This is a genomic window from Thioalkalivibrio sp. ALE12 (genome assembly GCF_000381105.1).
Classification (GTDB): domain Bacteria; phylum Pseudomonadota; class Gammaproteobacteria; order Ectothiorhodospirales; family Ectothiorhodospiraceae; genus Thioalkalivibrio.
In genome coordinates this window covers 26,653-43,298 of record NZ_KB905908.1, presented here as the reverse complement: position 1 = coordinate 43,298, position 16,646 = coordinate 26,653, and the positions used below count along the sequence as shown (strand labels likewise).

Sequence of the window (16,646 nt, the reverse complement as noted above, 5' to 3'; positions counted from 1 at the left end):
TTCCGATGGCTGAACAAGACAACTGGATCGACGCCCTGCGGGCGGAACTGGGCGATGCCCTGGAAAGCCTGCACGAGGCGAACGACGAGATCACCGTCGATATCACGCCCGGGTCCTGGCGCGAGGCGGGCGAGAAGCTCCGTGATGCGCTGGGTTTCGAGATCCTGATCGACCTGTGCGGGGTGGATTACCTCGAATACGGCCAGGACGAGTGGGGTACCGATTCCGCTACTAATACGGGCTTCTCCCGGGGAGTCGAGGCCGCGACCTCGGGGCGCTTCACCTTCGATGACGCGCCGGAAGATTCCAACTGGGACGGGCCGCGCTTTACCGTGGTGGCCCACCTCCTGTCGGTGGCGCACAACCGCCGCGTCCGCATGCGGGCCTGGCTGGACGATGAGGAATTTCCCGAGATCGAGTCGCTGGTGGAGGTCTGGGCCTCGGCCAACTGGTTCGAGCGCGAGGCCTTCGATCTGTTCGGCATCCTGTTCTCCGGGCACCCGGACCTGCGCCGCATCCTCACCGACTACGGCTTTGTCGGCCACCCGTTCCGCAAGGACTTCCCGCTGATCGGCCACGTCGAGATGCGTTACGACGCCGAACAGGCGCGCGTGGTGTACCAGCCAGTGACCATCGAGCCCCGCGTGCTGGTGCCCAAGGTGATCCGCGACGACCATCGCTACAGCGAGGGCGAGAAGCCGGGCGAAGGAGCCGAGAATGCCTGAGATTCGCAACTTCACCCTGAACTTCGGGCCGCAGCATCCGTCCGCCCACGGCGTGCTGCGTCTGGTGCTGGAGATGGACGGCGAGGTCGTGCAGCGCGCCGACCCGCATATCGGCCTGCTGCACCGCGGCACCGAGAAGCTCGCCGAGAGCAAGCCCTACAACCAGTCCATCGGCTACATGGACCGTCTCGACTACGTGTCGATGATGGCCAACGAGCACGGCTACGTGCTGGCGATGGAGAGGCTGCTGGGCATCGAGGCCCCGCTGCGGGCGCAGTACATCCGGGTAATGTTCGACGAGATCACCCGCATCCTGAATCACCTGATGTGGCTGGGTGCGCATGCGCTGGATATCGGCGCGATGGCGGTGTTCCTGTATGCCTTCCGCGAGCGCGAGGACCTGATGGACTGCTACGAGGCGGTCTCGGGTGCGCGCATGCACGCGACCTATTACCGTCCGGGCGGCGTCGCGCGCGACCTGCCGGGCACGATGCCGAAGTATCAGCCGTCGTCCTGGAAGTCCCAGGAGGTCGTGGACGACCTGAACCGGATTCGCCAGGGCTCGCTGCTGGACTTCATCGAGGCCTTTACCGAGCGCTTCCCGGGCTGCGTGGACGAATACGAGACCCTGCTGACTGACAACCGGATCTGGAAGCAGCGCACCGTGGGCATCGGCGTGGTCGATCCCGACCGTGCCAAGCAGCTGGGCTTTACCGGTCCGATGCTGCGCGGCTCCGGCATCGAGTGGGACCTGCGCAAGAAGCAGCCCTACGAGGTCTATGACCGCCTCGATTTCGATATCCCGGTGGGCGTTAACGGCGACTGCTACGACCGCTATCTGGTGCGCATCGAGGAGATGCGCCAGTCCAACCGCATCATCCGTCAGTGCGTGGACTGGCTGCGCCAGAACCCGGGCCCGGTGCTGCTGGAGGATCACAAGATCACCCCGCCGAAGCGCGAGGAGATGAAGGCCGACATGGAGGCCCTGATCCACCACTTCAAGCTGTTCACCGAGGGCATGTGCCTGCCGGAAGGCGAGGCCTACGCCGCGGTGGAGCATCCGAAGGGCGAGTTCGGGGTGTATCTGGTCTCCGATGGTTCCAACAAGCCCTATCGCCTGAAGGTTCGCCCGCCGGGCTTTGTGCACCTGTCCGCGCTGGACGAGATGGCGCGCGGCCACATGCTGGCCGATGTGGTCGCCATTATCGGGACCCAGGACATCGTATTCGGGGAGATCGACCGCTGATGGCTGCCGAACAGAAAACCGTCGCCTTCCACAAGCCCGCCGGCAAGAAGGTGGAGCTCAGCGACCACGAGCGCGAAGAGATCGACGCCTGGCTGGCGCGCTATCCCGAAGACCAGAAGCGCTCCGCGGTGCTGGGCGCCCTGCGCGCGGTGCAGCACGAGGATGGCTATCTCTCCACCGCCAAAATGGACGCCGTCGCCGAGTACCTCGGCCTGCCGGCGATCGCGGTGTACGAGGTGGGCTCGTTCTATTCGATGTACGAGCTGGAGCCGGTCGGCAAGCACACGATCATGGTGTGCAACAACATCTCCTGCATGCTGCGCGGCTCGGAACAGATCATCGAGCACCTGGAGAACCGTCTCGGCATCAAGCTCGGCGAGAGCACGCCGGACGGCAAGTTCTACCTGAAGATGGAAGAGGAGTGCCTGGCGGCCTGCTGTGGCGCCCCGATGATGCAGGTGGATCACGTCTACTACGAGAATCTCACGCCCGAGAAGGTCGACGAGATCCTCGACGGTCTGGAGAAGTAGCATGGCCAACCAGATCTGCTTTGCGACCCGCTACCTGGACGATCCGGCCTCGCTCGAGACCTACAAGAGCGTCGGCGGCTACCAGGCGCTGGAGAAGGTCTACAAGGGCAAGATGGCCCCCGAGGACGTGATCGAGGAGGTCAAGACCTCCAACCTGCGCGGCCGCGGTGGCGCGGGCTTCCCGACCGGGCTCAAATGGTCCTTCATGCCGCGCAACACCCCGGGCCAGAAGTACATCGTCTGCAATTCGGACGAATCCGAGCCGGGCACCTGCAAGGACCGCGAGATCCTGATGTACAACCCGCATGCCCTGATCGAGGGCATGGCGATCGCCGGCTACGCGATTGGCGCGACCGTGGGCTACAACTACATGCGCGGCGAGTTCATGGACGAGGTGAACACGCGCTTCACCGCGGCCCTGAAAGAGGCCTACGAGGCCGGTTATCTCGGCAAGGATATCTTCGGGTCCGGGGTCGACTTCGATCTCCACCCGTCGCTGGGCGCGGGCGCCTACATCTGTGGCGAGGAGACGGCCCTGCTGGAGTCGCTGGAGGGCAAGAAGGGCCAGCCGCGCTTCAAGCCGCCGTTCCCGGCCAACTTCGGTCTGTACGGCAAGCCGACCACGATCAACAACACCGAGTCGCTGGCGTCCATCCCGTCCATCATTCGGAATGGTGGCCAGTGGTTCGCGGATCTCGGCGTGCCCAAGTCGGGTGGCGAGAAGCTGTTCTCCGTCTCCGGGCATGTGAACAAGCCGGGCAACTACGAGATCCCGCTGGGCACGCCGTTCAAGGATCTCCTCGAGATGGCCGGCGGGGTGCTGAACGGCCGCAAGCTGAAGGCGGTGATCCCGGGCGGCTCCTCGGTGCCGGTGGTCCCGGGCGACGTGATGCTGCAGGCCAACATGGACTTCGACTCCATCGCCCATGCCGGCTCCATGCTGGGTTCCGGCGCGGTGATCGTGATGGACGAGACCGCCGACATGGTCAAGGCCCTGCAGCGCATCTCGCGTTTCTACTTCTCCGAGTCCTGCGGCCAGTGCACGCCCTGCCGCGAGGGGACCGGCTGGCTCTACCGCATGCTGACCCGCATCGTGGAAGGCCAGGGCCGTCCCGAGGACCTGGAACGCCTGGACGACGTGGCGAGCAAGATCGAGGGGCACACCATCTGCGCCCTGGGCGACGCCGCGGCCATGCCGGTGCGCAGCTTCGTCAAGCACTTCCGCCACGAATTCGAATACTACATCCAGCACGGCCGGAGCCCGGTGGCAGACGCCGCCTGACGCTCTACCGCGCCATCGCATCAGGAATCGAGCATGAGTCAGGATCAGAAACAGGATCTGGTCAGCATCGAGATTGACGGCCGTACGGTGGAGGCGCCAAAGGGCGCCATGCTCATCGACGTCGCCGATGATGCCGATATCCGCATCCCGCGCTTCTGCTATCACAAGAAGCTGTCGGTGGCGGCCAACTGCCGCATGTGCCTGGTGGAGGTGGAGAAGGCGCCGAAGCCGCTGCCGGCCTGTGCGACGCCCGTGATGGACGGGATGAAGGTGTACACCCAGTCCCCGCTGGCGCTGCGCGCGCAGAAGGGGACCATGGAGTTCCTGCTGATCAACCACCCGCTGGATTGCCCGATCTGCGATCAGGGCGGCGAGTGCGAGCTGCAGGACGTGGCCATGGGCTACGGCGAGAGCGTGTCCACCTACACCGAGGCCAAGCGCGTGGTGAAGGACAAGGACATCGGTCCGCTGATCGAGACCGAGATGACCCGCTGCATCCACTGCACCCGTTGTGTGCGCTTCGGCGAGGAGATCGCCGGGGTGCGCGAGCTGGGGGCGACCGGGCGCGGCGAGCACATGCGCATCGGCACCTACGTCGAGAAGACCGTCGCCCACGAGCTGTCGGGCAACGTGATCGACCTGTGCCCGGTGGGCGCGCTGACCGCCAAGCCGTCGCGCTATGGCGCGCGTGCCTGGGAATATGCCCAGGCCGCCACCATTGCCCCGCACGATGCCGTGGGCTCCAACCTGTTTTTGCATACCGATGACGGCCGCGCGATGCGCGTGGTCCCGCGCGAGAACGAGGCCGTCAACGAGACCTGGATCTCCGACCGCGACCGTTTCAGCTACACGGGCCTGTACGCCGAGGATCGCCTGACCCGTCCGCGCATCAAGGTCGATGGCCAGTGGCAGGAGGTCTCCTGGGAGACCGCGCTGAGCTATGCGGTCGAGGGCCTCAAAGAGGTCGCTCCGGAGCGCATCGGCGCCCTGTTGTCGCCTTCGCTCTCGCTGGAGGAGCACTATCTCGCGCAGAAGGTGCTGCGCGGCATGGGTGTGACCGATATCGATCACCGCGTGAACCAGCGCGATTTCCGCGACGAGGCCGCAGCGCCGCTGTTCCCCTATCTGGGTGCCGCGATCGGCGATCTGGAAAACGCCGATGGCGTCCTGCTGGTCGGCAGCAACCCGCGTCGCGAGCAGCCGCTGATTGCGCACCGCCTGCGCAAGGCCGCCTCGCGTGGTGCCCGGGTCAGCCTGATCAACGACATGCTGCTGGATCTGACCTATCCGGTGCAGGCCCAGCTGGTCGGTGACGCGCACGACCAGGTGCTGGCGCTGGCCGGGGTCGCCGGACAGATCGCCGCGGCCGGCAAGGCGCTGCCGAAGAAGCTGGAAAAGGTCGTCAAGGCGGCCGAGACCGACGACCCCGCCACGCGCGAGGCCTTCGAACGCGCCGCGCGGGCCCTGCTGGACGCGAAGCAGGGTCACGTCCTGCTCGGGGCTGCCGCGATGCAGGGGCCGGCCTTCTCCACGTTGCGGGCCCTGGCCGGCTGGATCGCCAAGCATACCGGGGCGAGCCTGGGCTACCTCCCGCAGGGCGCCAATGCCGGGGGCGCATGGCTCGCGGGTGTACTGCCGCATCGCGGTCCGGCCGGCCGCGAGCTGGAGACTGCCGGCGCCGATGCCGCCGCGATGCTGGAACAGGGCCGCGACGCCTTCGTGATCGCCGGGCTCGAGCCGGGGCGTGACGGCGCCGACCCGGTCGCCTTCCGCGCGGCCCTGCAACAGGCCGGGCTGGTCGTCGCACTCACCAGTTTCGCGAACGAGGACCTCGAGGCGGTCGCCGATGTTCTGCTGCCGATCGCCACCAGCTTCGAGCACTCCGGAACCTTCGTGAACGCCGAGGGTCGCTGGCAGAGCTTCCGCGCCGCCGCGCGCACGCCGGATGACGCGCGCCCCGGGTGGAAGGTGTGGCGTGTGCTGGGCAACCTGCTGGAGCAGGCCGGCTTCGATTATCTCGACTCGCCTGCGGTGCGGGACGAGCTGAAGGGGCAGCTGGCCGATGCCAGCTTCGACACGGGCGTCAACCTGAACAAGGTGCATGTGGAACTGCCCGAGGCCGGCAGCGGCGAGGGCCTTCTGCGCGTGCAGGCGGCCGCTCTCTACAGCGGCGATCCGCTGCTTCGCCGCGCCGAGCCGTTGCAGACCAGCCCCGAGGGGCAACTGGCGGAGAGCGTGCTGGTGCACCCCGACTCCGCCGGCGGGCATGCCCACGGCAGTCGCGTGCGGCTGCGTCAGGGCAAGGCCGAGACGGAACTGACCCTGCTGCTGGACGATTCGGTACCGCCGGGCCTGGCCGTGACCTTCGCGGGCTCCGCGGCGATGGGGGCCCTCGGCCTGCCGAACACCACGGTCGCGCTGGCGCGGGCCTGAGGGACTTAAGACATGTTCGACTGGATGATGAACCTCTTCTACAGCCTGCCGACCGTGATGCAGATCCTGATCGGCATTCAGCTGATCGTGATCCCGCTGATGCTGGCCGTGGCCTACACCACCTTTGCCGAGCGCAAGGTGATTGGCTACGCCCACGTGCGGGTGGGCCCGAACCGGGTCGGCCCGCGGGGCTGGCTGCAGCCGATCGCGGATGCGCTGAAGCTGCTGACCAAGGAGGTCATCCTCCCGACCAACGCCAACCGCTTTCTGTTCCTGAGCGCGCCGGTACTGACGATCGCCCCGGCCCTGGCCGCCTGGGCGGTGGTGCCGTTCTTCGAGGGCGGGGCGCTGGCGGATGTGAATGCCGGACTCCTGTACCTGCTGGCGCTGACCTCGCTGGGTGTGTACGGCATCATCATCGCCGGCTGGGCCTCGAACTCGAAATACGCGCTGCTGGGTTCGCTGCGTTCGGCCGCGCAGCTGGTGTCCTACGAGATCGCGATGGGCTTTGCCCTGGTCGGGGTGCTGATGGCCGCCGGCACCCTGAACGTGGGCGGGATTATCGAGGCGCAGTCGGGGAGCATGTACCACTGGTTCCTGCTCCCGCTGCTGCCGATGTTCTTCGTGTATTTCATCTCCGGGATCGCGGAGACCAACCGCGCCCCGTTCGACGTCGCGGAAGGCGAGTCCGAGATCGTCGCGGGTTTCCATGTGGAATACTCGGGCATGGCGTTCGCGGTGTTCTTCCTCGCGGAATATGCCAACATGATCCTGATCTCGGCGCTGACCGCGATCCTGTTCCTCGGCGGCTGGCTGTCGCCGTTCCAGGGGATCCTGCCGGCGGCCGCCTTCGATCTGCCGGTGATCGGTTCGTTGCTGGATCACGGGATCCACTGGTTCCTGTTCAAGACCGCGATCTTCCTGTTCGCCTTCCTGTGGTTCCGCGCCACCTTCCCGCGCTATCGCTATGACCAGATCATGCGCCTGGGCTGGAAGGTCCTGATCCCGGTGACCATCGTCTGGTTGTTCGTCGAGGGCGTGCTGGTCGCCTTCAACGTCGGCCCGTGGTTCGCGTGAGGAGTTCGAGATGAAAGCCGTGCGCCGTTTCTTCAAGAGTTTCCTGTTCTTCGAGCTGCTGCTGGGGCTGCGCCTGACCGGGCGCTACCTGCTGAGTCGCAAGTTCACCGTGCAGTACCCGGACGAGAAGACTCCGATGTCGCCGCGATTCCGGGGCCTGCATGCCCTGCGCCGCTACCCCAATGGGGAAGAGCGCTGCATCGCCTGCAAGCTGTGCGAGGCGGTCTGCCCGGCGCTGGCGATCACCATCGACTCCGAGGAGCGCGCCGACGGCACGCGCCGCACCACGCGCTATGACATCGACCTGTTCAAGTGCATCTTCTGCGGCTTCTGCGAGGAGGCCTGCCCGGTGGATTCCATCGTCGAGACGCACATCTTCGAGTACCACTTCGAGAACCGGGGCGAGCAGATCATGACCAAGGACAAGCTCCTGGCCATTGGTGATCGCTTCGAAAAAGAGATCGCGCAGGCGCGCGCGGTCGATGCCCCCTACCGGTAACGCAGGGAACGCCTCATGACCTTCGAGCTCGTCCTTTTCTATCTGTTCGGCGCGATCCTGCTGGGCGGCGCGCTGGCCATGATCAGTGTGCGCAACCCGGTACATGCCGCGCTGTTCCTGGTGCTGTGTTTCGTGGCGGCCGCTGCGCTGTGGTTGCTGGCGGAGGCCGAGTTCCTCGGTATCGTGCTGGTGCTGGTGTACGTCGGCGCGGTGATGGTGCTGTTCCTGTTCGTGGTGATGATGCTGGACATCAACCTGGCCAAGCTGCGCGAGGGCTTCACCGAGTACCTGCCGGTGGGCATCGTGGTCGCGCTGGCCATGGCCACCGTGCTGGTGCTGGTGATTACCCGCTACATCACCATGGACGTCCCGGAACGCGCCGGGCCCGAGTACGCCAATACCGAGGCCCTGGGCGCGATCCTGTACACCGAATACGTGTATCCGTTCGAGATTGCCGCGGTGATCCTGCTGGTCGCGATCATCGCCGCGATCTCGCTGACCATGCGCAAGCGCCCGGACAACAAGTCCATCGATCCGGGCAAGCAGATGGCCGTCTCCCGCGAGGGTCGCGTGCGCATGGTCACCATGGCGTCGGAGAAGAAGAAGGCCCCGCGCCGGGGTGGGCAGGGGTCCGGGGCCGACGCGCCGGGCGGCAAGGACGAATCCAAGTAGGCAAACCGAGTGCAATCCCAATCGGGGATCCCGGCCGCGCGCGGCGGGACCCGGACACCGGGGGCGGACGCCGCCCCCGAAAGAACTCAGGGCTAGAACATGATTACGCTAGAGCACTACCTGGTGCTGGCCGCGCTTTTGTTTTCCATCAGCGTGGCCGGGATCTTCCTGAATCGGAAAAACGTGATCGTGCTGTTGATGTGCATCGAGCTGATGATGCTCGCGGTCAACATCAACTTCATTGCCTTCTCGTTCTTCCTGCAGGACCTCGCGGGCCAGGTGTTCGTGTTCTTCATCCTGACCGTCGCCGCGGCCGAGGCGGCCATCGGCCTCGCCATCCTGGTGTTGCTGTTCCGTAACCGCGGAACCATCAACGTCCAGGACATGGACGCAATGAAGGGATAACGGGCCATGGATACGATCTATCTGCTTATCGTTCTGGCGCCGCTGTTCGGCGCGATCGCCGCCGGACTTTTCGGCCGCCAGATCGGGCGTACCGGCGCGCACAGCGTCACCATCCTGGGGGTGGCGATCTCGTTCATCCTGTCCGTGGTGGTGTTCTGGGCCCACGTGTTCGGGGATGCCGGGGTCTACAACGAGACCGTCTACACCTGGATGGTCTCCGACGGCATCCAGTTCGAGGTCGGGTTCCTGGTCGACAACCTGACCGCGATGATGATGCTGGTGGTCACCTTCGTGTCGCTGATGGTGCACATCTACACCATCGGCTACATGCAGGACGATCCGGGTTACCAGCGCTTCTTCGCCTACATCTCGCTGTTCACCTTCTCCATGCTGATGCTGGTGATGGCGAACAACTTCATGCAGCTGTTCTTCGGCTGGGAGGCCGTGGGTCTGGTCTCCTACCTGCTGATCGGCTTCTGGTACAAGCGTCCGACCGCGATCTACGCCAACATGAAGGCGTTCATCGTGAACCGGGTGGGGGACTTCGGGTTCCTGATCGGGATCGCCGCGCTGGTGTTCTACGCCGGCAGCCTGAACTACACCGAGGTGTTTGCCGAAGCCGAGTCGATGCGGGATGCGACCATCACCATCTGGCCGGGCTGGACCTTCGGCCTGCTGGATCTGGCGCTGATCTTCCTGTTCATCGGTGCGATGGGCAAATCCGCCCAGGTGCCGCTGCACGTCTGGCTACCGGACTCCATGGAGGGTCCGACCCCGATCTCCGCGCTGATCCACGCGGCGACCATGGTGACCGCGGGCATCTTCATGGTGGCGCGCATGTCGCCGCTGTACGAGTTCTCCGTCCCGGCGCTGTCGTTCATCCTGATCATCGGGGCGATCACCGCGTTCTTCATGGGCCTGATCGGGCTTGTCCAGAACGACATCAAGCGGGTGGTGGCGTATTCGACGCTGTCGCAGCTGGGCTACATGACCGTGGCGCTGGGCGCCTCGGCCTACGCCGCCGGGTTGTTCCACCTGATGACGCACGCCTTCTTCAAGGCGCTGCTGTTCCTGGCCGCGGGCTCGGTGATCATCGCGATGCACCACCTGCAGGACATGCGCGCGATGGGCGGCCTGCGCCGCCACATGCCGATCACCTATGTGACCGCCCTGATCGGCTCGCTGGCGCTGATCGGGTTCCCGTTCTTCTCCGGGTTCTTCTCCAAGGACGCGATCATCGAGGCGGTCGGCTACTCGCAGATCCCGGGGGCGACGTTTGCCTACTGGCTGGTGCTGGCCGGGGTGTTCGTGACCGCGCTGTACACCTTCCGCATGTTCTTCATGGTGTTCCATGGCGAAGAGCGCTATGACCAGGCGCACAAGTACATGCCTGACCATGGCGATGACCACGACGACGAGCATGCCGACGATCATCACCACGGCCCGCTGCAGCCGAAGGAATCGCCGTGGGTAGTGACTGTTCCGCTGGTGCTGCTGGCGATCCCGTCGGTGGTGGCCGGCTACTTCATCGGCCCGATGCTGTTCGGCGACTTCTTCGCCGACAGCCTGTTCGTGCTGCCGGAGCAGGACGTGCTGGCGACCAAGGGCGAGACCTACACCGGGGTGATCGGCTTCGTCCTGCACGGCCTGATGCTGCCCGCGTTCTGGCTGGCCATGGCCGGCCTGGGTACGGCCTGGTACCTGTACATGAAGCGGCCCGAACTGCCGGGCGTGATCGCCGAACGGCTGAAGCTGGGCGTGCGCATCCTCGAGGACAAGTATGGCTTCGACCGCTTCAACGACTGGTTCTTCGCCGGCGGGACGGTGCGACTGGGCCGTGCGCTGTGGCGCTACGGTGACGCGCTGATCATCGACGGGCTGCTGGTCAACGGGACTGCGCGCTCGGTCGGCTGGATCGCCGCGCGCATTCGCCACATGCAGTCCGGCTTCCTCTACCACTATGCGTTCGTGATGATCATCGGCCTGCTGGTCCTGATGTTCGCCTACGTGATCTGAGCGGCTTCGACACCCATGCGCTCGAAGTCCATCGCTGTTTCAAGGAACGACCATGTTTGCTGACTGGCCTATCTTGAGTCTGTTGATCTGGCTGCCGATTCTCGGCGGCTTCCTGGTGCTTGCCGCCGGGCGCGACGCGCCCCATGTCGCGCGGCGGCTCGGGCTCGCGGTGGCCGTGGCGACCTTTGTGGCCAGTCTGCCGCTGTGGTTCGCGTTCGAGCGTGGCACCGCGGAGATGCAGTTCCAGGAGCTGGCCTCGTGGATTCCCGCGTTCAACGTGAACTACCACCTGGGCGTGGACGGGATCTCCATGCCGCTGATCCTGCTGACCACGCTGATCACCGTGGTGGTCGTGGTGGCGGCCTGGGAATCGGTGAAGGACCGCATCGCCTACTACATGGCCGCGATGCTGGTGATGGAAGGCCTGATGATCGGCATGTTCGCGGCGATGGACGCGGTGCTGTTCTACGTGTTCTTCGAGGCGATGCTGATCCCGATGTTCCTGGTGATCGGGATCTGGGGCGGGCCGCGGCGCGTCTATGCGACGCTGAAGTTCTTCCTCTACACCTTCCTCGGCTCGGTGTTCATGCTGGTCGCGCTGATCTGGATGTACATCCAGTCCGGCAGCTTCCTGATCCAGGACTTCCATGCCCTGCAGATTGGCATGACCGCGCAGATCCTGATCTTCCTCGCGTTCTTCATGGCGTTCGCGGTGAAGATCCCGATGTTCCCGGTACATACCTGGCTGCCGGATGCGCACGTGGAGGCGCCCACCGGCGGCTCGGTGATCCTGGCCGCGATCATGCTGAAGATCGGGGGCTACGGCTTCCTGCGCTTCTCGCTGCCGATTACCCCGGATGCCAGCGCGGTGCTGGATACGCTGATGATCGTGCTGTCGCTGATCGCGATCGTGTACATCGGCGTGGTGGCGCTGATCCAGAGCGACATGAAGAAGCTGATCGCCTATTCGTCGATCGCGCACATGGGTTTTGTGACCCTGGGCTTCTTCCTCGCCTTCTACATCTACTCCAACACCGGTGACTGGGAAGGGGCCTCGCTGGGTATTGCCGGCGGCATGGTGCAGATGATCTCGCACGGCTTCATCTCGGCGGCGATGTTCCTCGCGGTTGGCGTGCTGTACGACCGCCTGCACAGCCGGCAGATCGCCGACTACGGTGGCGTGGTGAACACCATGCCGTGGTTCGCCGCGTTCTTCGTGCTGTTCGCGATGGCCAACACCGGGTTGCCGGGCACCTCCGGCTTCGTTGGCGAGTTCATGGTCATCCTGGCCGCGTTCAAGGCGGACTTCTGGATCGCCTTCCTCGCCGCGACCACGCTGATCCTGGCCGCGGGCTACACCCTGTGGCTGGTCAAGCGCGTGATCTTCGGCGCGGTGGCCAATGACAACGTGGCCGGCCTGTCCGACATGAACCGCCGCGAGTTCTTCCTGATGGGCGTGCTGGCCTTCTTCACCCTGCTGCTGGGTGTGTGGCCGGCGCCGCTGCTGGATGTGATGAACGCGACCATCGACCACCTCGTGGCGCATATCGCGCAGTCGAAGCTCTGAAGGGACGCCTGACATGAATTTCGAGATCCCCAATTTCCTCCCCGCCGTGCCCGAGATGTTCGTGCTCGGGATGGCGTGCCTGATCCTGGTGATCGACGCGTTCCTGCCGGATTCGCGGCGCGATGTCACCTACGGCCTGGTGCAGGCGACGCTGGTCGCGGCGGCCGGCCTGACGCTGTGGCTGATGGGGCCGGAGACGGTCCTGACCTTCTCGGATACCTTCGTGAAGGACCCGATGGCCGACATCCTGAAGGTCGCGGTGTACGTGACCAGCTTCCTGGTGTTCCTGTATGCCCGTCCGTACCTGATGGAGCGCGGTATCCACAAGGGCGAGTTCTACGTGCTGGGCCTGTTTGCGGTGCTCGGCATGATGATCATGATCTCCGGGCACAACCTGCTGACCCTGTACCTGGGCCTGGAGCTGCTGTCGCTGTCGTCCTACGCGCTGGTCGCCTTCTGGCGCGACAACAGCCGGGCGACCGAGGCTGCGATGAAGTACTTCGTGCTGGGCGCGCTGGCCTCCGGCCTGCTGCTGTACGGCATGTCGATGATCTATGGCATGACCGGCTCGCTGGATATCGCCGTGATCGCCGCCGAGCTGGTGGCCGCGGACGACAGCCTGAACATCCCGCTGGTGTTCGGCCTGGTGTTCCTGGTGGTGGCCGTCGCCTTCAAGCTGGGGGCGGTGCCGTTCCATATGTGGGTGCCGGATGTCTACGACGGCGCCCCGACGGCGGTGACGCTGTTCATTGCCACCGCGCCGAAGATCGCCGCGTTCGCCTTCCTGATGCGCCTGCTGGTGGAGGGCATGGGCCCGATGCACGCGGACTGGCAGGGGATGCTGATCATCCTGGCCGTGCTGTCGCTGGCGGTGGGCAACGTGATTGCGATCGCGCAGACCAGTATCAAGCGCATGCTCGCCTACTCGACCATTGCCCATATCGGTTTCCTGTTCATGGGCATCCTGGCGGGGACCGACAGCGGCTACGCCTCGGCGATGTTCTACGTGATGGTCTACGCGATCACCGCGGCCGGTGGCTTCGGCATGATCGTGTTCCTGTCGCGCAAGGGGTATGAAGCCGACCAGATCGACGACTTCAAGGGCCTGGCCAAGCGTAACCCCTGGTTCGCCTTCATCATGCTGTTGCTGCTGTTCTCGATGGCCGGCGTGCCGCCGACCGTCGGGTTCTACGCCAAGCTGGCGGTGATCCAGGCGGCCGTGGGCGCCGACCTGGTGTGGCTGGCGATCGTTGCGGTGATCTTCTCCATCATTGGCGCCTTCTACTACCTCCGCGTGGTCAAGATGATGTTCTTCGATGACCCGCAGGAGGGCGCCGAGGAGCCGGTGCAGCCGTCCGGCGCGCTGGCCACCGCGCTCAGCATCAACGGGCTGGCGGTACTGCTGCTGGGAATTTTCCCGGGGCTTCTGCTGTCTCTCACCCACTACGCAATCATTGGGTAAGTCGTGACACAGTGGATTCCGTTCGAGGCCCTCGTCTGGGGGTTTGTGGTAGTCGCGTTCATCAGCGCGAACCTGCCGTGGCTGAGTGAACGCATCGCGTTGATGGTGCTGCCGAAAAATGGGACCAAGGGGCCCTGGACCCGGATCTTCGAGTGGTTCGGGCTCTATATCCTCGCCGGGCTGATCGGCAAGGGGCTGGAGTTCCAGGCAACCGGTGGCATCCATTCGCAGGGCTGGGAGTTCTATGTGATCACCCTGTCGCTGTTCGCGATGTTCGCGCTGCCGGGGTACATCTGGCGCTACGACCTGCGCCCGCATCTGCGCACCGGCGAGCGCCGCACCCGGTAAATAATCATCGGAAACCCTTGCGGCGCCGGACGGCGCTTTGGTATAGTTCTGCGTCTCGGATGCGGGGTGGAGCAGTCTGGCAGCTCGTCGGGCTCATAACCCGAAGGTCGCAGGTTCAAATCCTGCCCCCGCTACCAATTGTCAGAGAGGCCCCGTATGGGGCCTTTTTGTTAAGGATCGATGGTCCGGCCGCAACTGCTCGCGGCCGGGTTGGGTCCTTAAGGCCGCGCTCCCGCGCGCCTCGCAGCGGACGTTTCGCTGCAGCCATCGTTAGAGGTGTACGAGGGGCGTTCGGCGCCCTTTTTTTGTTTCCGGGTCCCGCCATCGGGACGGAGTCGATCGAGACGCCCTTGTCGCAGAAGGCTGAACAACTGAACACGCTGCTCACCCCGGTGGTCGAGGGGGAGGGAATGCAGCTTTGGGGGCTGGAGTATCACGCCGGTTCCAAGCCGCCCGTCGTGCGGATCTTTATCGACGGCGAGAACGGCGTCACCGTGGATGACTGCGCGCGGGTCAGCGAGCAGGTGGGCGCGGTACTGGAAGTCGAGCAGGTCCTGAAGGGCAACTACACCCTGGAAGTTTCCAGCCCGGGCGTTGAACGCCCCCTGTTTACCCCCGAGCAGTTCCGGCGCTACATCGGACACCCGGTGAAGGTGCGCCTGTCATGGCCGGAGCACGATCGCCGCAATTTCCGTGGCGTGCTGCTGTCGGTGGACGAACCCATGATCGAGGTGGAAGTGGACGGCATGGCCTACGAGCTGCCGCTGGCCGCGATCCACAACGCGCGCGTCCTGGAGCAGCTGTAACGCGGCTGCTGCGTGGGACGCTGCTACGCTTTTGTTGAATCGGCAGGTGACTGCCGAGTGCGGAGAGGCAAGACATGAACAAGGAGATCCTGCTGGTCGCCGATGCCGTGGCGAACGAGAAGGGAGTGGAGAAGGACATCATCTTCGACGCCCTGGAATCGGCCCTGGCGATGGCGACCCGCAAGTACCACGGCGGCAAGATGGACGTGCGTGTAAGCATCGACCGCGAGGAGGGCGACTACGAGGCCTTTCGCCGCTGGACCGTGGTGGACGACGAGGACCCGGAGTTCGAGTCCCCGGAGTACCAGATCCTGCTGTCCTATGCCCAGCAGAAGAACCCCGACGCGCAGGTTGGCGACGTGATCGAGGAGCCGGTCGAGGCCGTCGACTTCGGGCGTATCGCCGCCCAGACCGCCAAGCAGGTCATCGTGCAGAAGGTGCGCGAGGCCGAACGCGCCAAGGTGGTCGAGGAGTACCAGGATCGCGTAGGCACGCTGGTCATGGGTATCGTCAAGCGCACCGATCGCAACGGGACCTACGTGGATCTTGGCAGCAACGCCGAGGCGCTGATCCCGCGCGAGCACATGATCCCCCGCGAGACGGTGCGCACCAATGACCGGCTGCGCGGCTTCCTCAAGGAGATCCGTCCCGAGGCGCGCGGCCCGCAGCTGATCCTCAGCCGTACCGCGCCGGAGTTCCTGATCGAGCTGTTCAAGCTCGAGGTGCCGGAGGTCGGGCAGAACATCATCGACATCATGGGCGCGGCGCGCGATCCGGGCATGCGCGCGAAGATCGCGGTGCGCTCGAACGATCCGCGCCTGGATCCGGTCGGGGCCTGTGTCGGCATGCGCGGCTCGCGTGTGCAGTCGGTCTCCAATGAACTGGCGGGCGAGCGCATCGACATCATCGTCTGGGACGAGAACCCGGCCCAGTTCGTGATCAATGCGATGTCGCCGGCCGAGGTCCTGTCGATCGTGGTCGACGAGGACAAGCAGTCGATGGACATCGCGGTCGAGGAGGACAAGCTGTCGCTCGCGATCGGTCGCGGCGGACAGAACATCCGCCTGGCCTCCCAGCTTACCGGCTGGGAGCTGAACGTGATGACCGAGGAACAGGCGGCCGAGAAGAGCGAGGCCGAGGCACAACAGCTGGTCACCTTCTTCATGGAGGCCCTGGATGTCGACGAGGAAGTCGCCGGCATTCTGGTCCAGGAAGGCTTTACCACCCTGGACGAGGTGGCCTACGTGGACGAGGCCGAGCTGCTCGCGATCGAGGAATTCGACGAGGACATGGTCGAGGAGCTGCGCAACCGCGCGAGCGATGCGCTTCTGACCAAGGCCATTGCGGCCGAGGAAGGCCGTGAGGGCTATCAGCCCGCCGAGGATCTCCTGAACATGGAGGGCATGACCGCGGCGCTGGCGAACAAGCTGGCGTCACATGGCGTGTGCACCATGGAGGACCTGGCGGAGCAGGCATCCGACGATGTGGTCGAGATGACCGGTCTGGATACGGAAGAGGCGTCGGCGCTGATCATGACCGCGCGCGCCCCGTGGTTCGAGACCGGGGATTAAGCCCCGG

The 16,646-nt window shown here is 65.0% G+C and carries 15 protein-coding genes and 1 tRNA gene; all 16 read left to right on the top strand.

Annotated elements, in window-relative coordinates:
* Positions 1–5 precede the first annotated feature (5 nt).
* Positions 6–725 (top strand): NADH-quinone oxidoreductase subunit C, encoded by a 720-nt coding sequence (locus tag F614_RS0107675; protein WP_018867791.1) that lies wholly within the window; start codon positions 6–8, stop codon positions 723–725.
* Entirely contained in the window at positions 718–1,971 is a 1,254-nt protein-coding gene (locus F614_RS0107670; RefSeq protein ID WP_019558662.1) for an NADH-quinone oxidoreductase subunit D, read from the top strand. The genes F614_RS0107675 and F614_RS0107670 overlap by 8 nt, the downstream gene beginning before the upstream one ends.
* Positions 1,971–2,501, top strand: a complete 531-nt coding sequence (gene nuoE / locus F614_RS0107665) for an NAD(P)H-dependent oxidoreductase subunit E (protein ID WP_012982125.1) — start codon at positions 1,971–1,973, stop codon at positions 2,499–2,501. The genes F614_RS0107670 and nuoE overlap by 1 nt, the downstream gene beginning before the upstream one ends.
* Position 2,502: 1 nt before the next feature.
* On the top strand, positions 2,503–3,783 hold the full coding sequence (gene nuoF / locus F614_RS0107660; RefSeq protein WP_018867793.1) for an NADH-quinone oxidoreductase subunit NuoF: 1,281 nt from the start codon (positions 2,503–2,505) through the stop codon (positions 3,781–3,783).
* A 33-nt stretch (positions 3,784–3,816) separates the two neighbouring features.
* Positions 3,817–6,216 (top strand): NADH-quinone oxidoreductase subunit NuoG, encoded by a 2,400-nt coding sequence (gene nuoG, locus F614_RS0107655; RefSeq protein WP_018881327.1) that lies wholly within the window; start codon positions 3,817–3,819, stop codon positions 6,214–6,216.
* Positions 6,217–6,228: 12 nt separating this feature from the next.
* Positions 6,229–7,293, top strand: coding sequence for an NADH-quinone oxidoreductase subunit NuoH (gene nuoH / locus F614_RS0107650; protein ID WP_018867795.1), 1,065 nt, complete (start codon positions 6,229–6,231; stop codon positions 7,291–7,293).
* A gap of 10 nt (positions 7,294–7,303) precedes the next feature.
* Positions 7,304–7,792 (top strand): NADH-quinone oxidoreductase subunit NuoI, encoded by a 489-nt coding sequence (gene nuoI, locus F614_RS0107645; protein WP_018141815.1) that lies wholly within the window; start codon positions 7,304–7,306, stop codon positions 7,790–7,792.
* Positions 7,793–7,807: 15 nt separating this feature from the next.
* Positions 7,808–8,464, top strand: a complete 657-nt coding sequence (locus F614_RS0107640) for an NADH-quinone oxidoreductase subunit J (protein WP_018867796.1) — start codon at positions 7,808–7,810, stop codon at positions 8,462–8,464.
* 99 nt (positions 8,465–8,563) lie between these two features.
* Complete coding sequence (nuoK, locus tag F614_RS0107635) at positions 8,564–8,869, top strand: NADH-quinone oxidoreductase subunit NuoK (RefSeq protein ID WP_018141813.1); 306 nt, start codon at positions 8,564–8,566, stop codon at positions 8,867–8,869.
* A 6-nt stretch (positions 8,870–8,875) separates the two neighbouring features.
* On the top strand, positions 8,876–10,885 hold the full coding sequence (nuoL, locus tag F614_RS0107630; protein ID WP_018881793.1) for an NADH-quinone oxidoreductase subunit L: 2,010 nt from the start codon (positions 8,876–8,878) through the stop codon (positions 10,883–10,885).
* 52 nt (positions 10,886–10,937) lie between these two features.
* Complete coding sequence (locus F614_RS0107625) at positions 10,938–12,452, top strand: NADH-quinone oxidoreductase subunit M (protein ID WP_018867798.1); 1,515 nt, start codon at positions 10,938–10,940, stop codon at positions 12,450–12,452.
* 13 nt (positions 12,453–12,465) lie between these two features.
* Complete coding sequence (gene nuoN, locus F614_RS0107620; RefSeq protein ID WP_019558661.1) at positions 12,466–13,914, top strand: NADH-quinone oxidoreductase subunit NuoN; 1,449 nt, start codon at positions 12,466–12,468, stop codon at positions 13,912–13,914.
* Between the two features lie 3 nt (positions 13,915–13,917).
* A complete protein-coding gene (locus F614_RS0107615; protein WP_018867800.1) occupies positions 13,918–14,262 on the top strand; it encodes a DUF2818 family protein in 345 nt (114 codons plus the stop codon).
* A 60-nt stretch (positions 14,263–14,322) separates the two neighbouring features.
* Positions 14,323–14,399: transfer RNA gene (locus F614_RS0107610), tRNA-Met, on the top strand.
* Between the two features lie 213 nt (positions 14,400–14,612).
* Positions 14,613–15,068, top strand: coding sequence for a ribosome maturation factor RimP (gene rimP, locus F614_RS0107605; protein ID WP_018867801.1), 456 nt, complete (start codon positions 14,613–14,615; stop codon positions 15,066–15,068).
* 74 nt (positions 15,069–15,142) lie between these two features.
* Positions 15,143–16,639, top strand: a complete 1,497-nt coding sequence (gene nusA, locus F614_RS0107600) for a transcription termination factor NusA (RefSeq protein WP_018867802.1) — start codon at positions 15,143–15,145, stop codon at positions 16,637–16,639.
* The last annotated feature ends 7 nt before the right edge of the window (positions 16,640–16,646 follow it).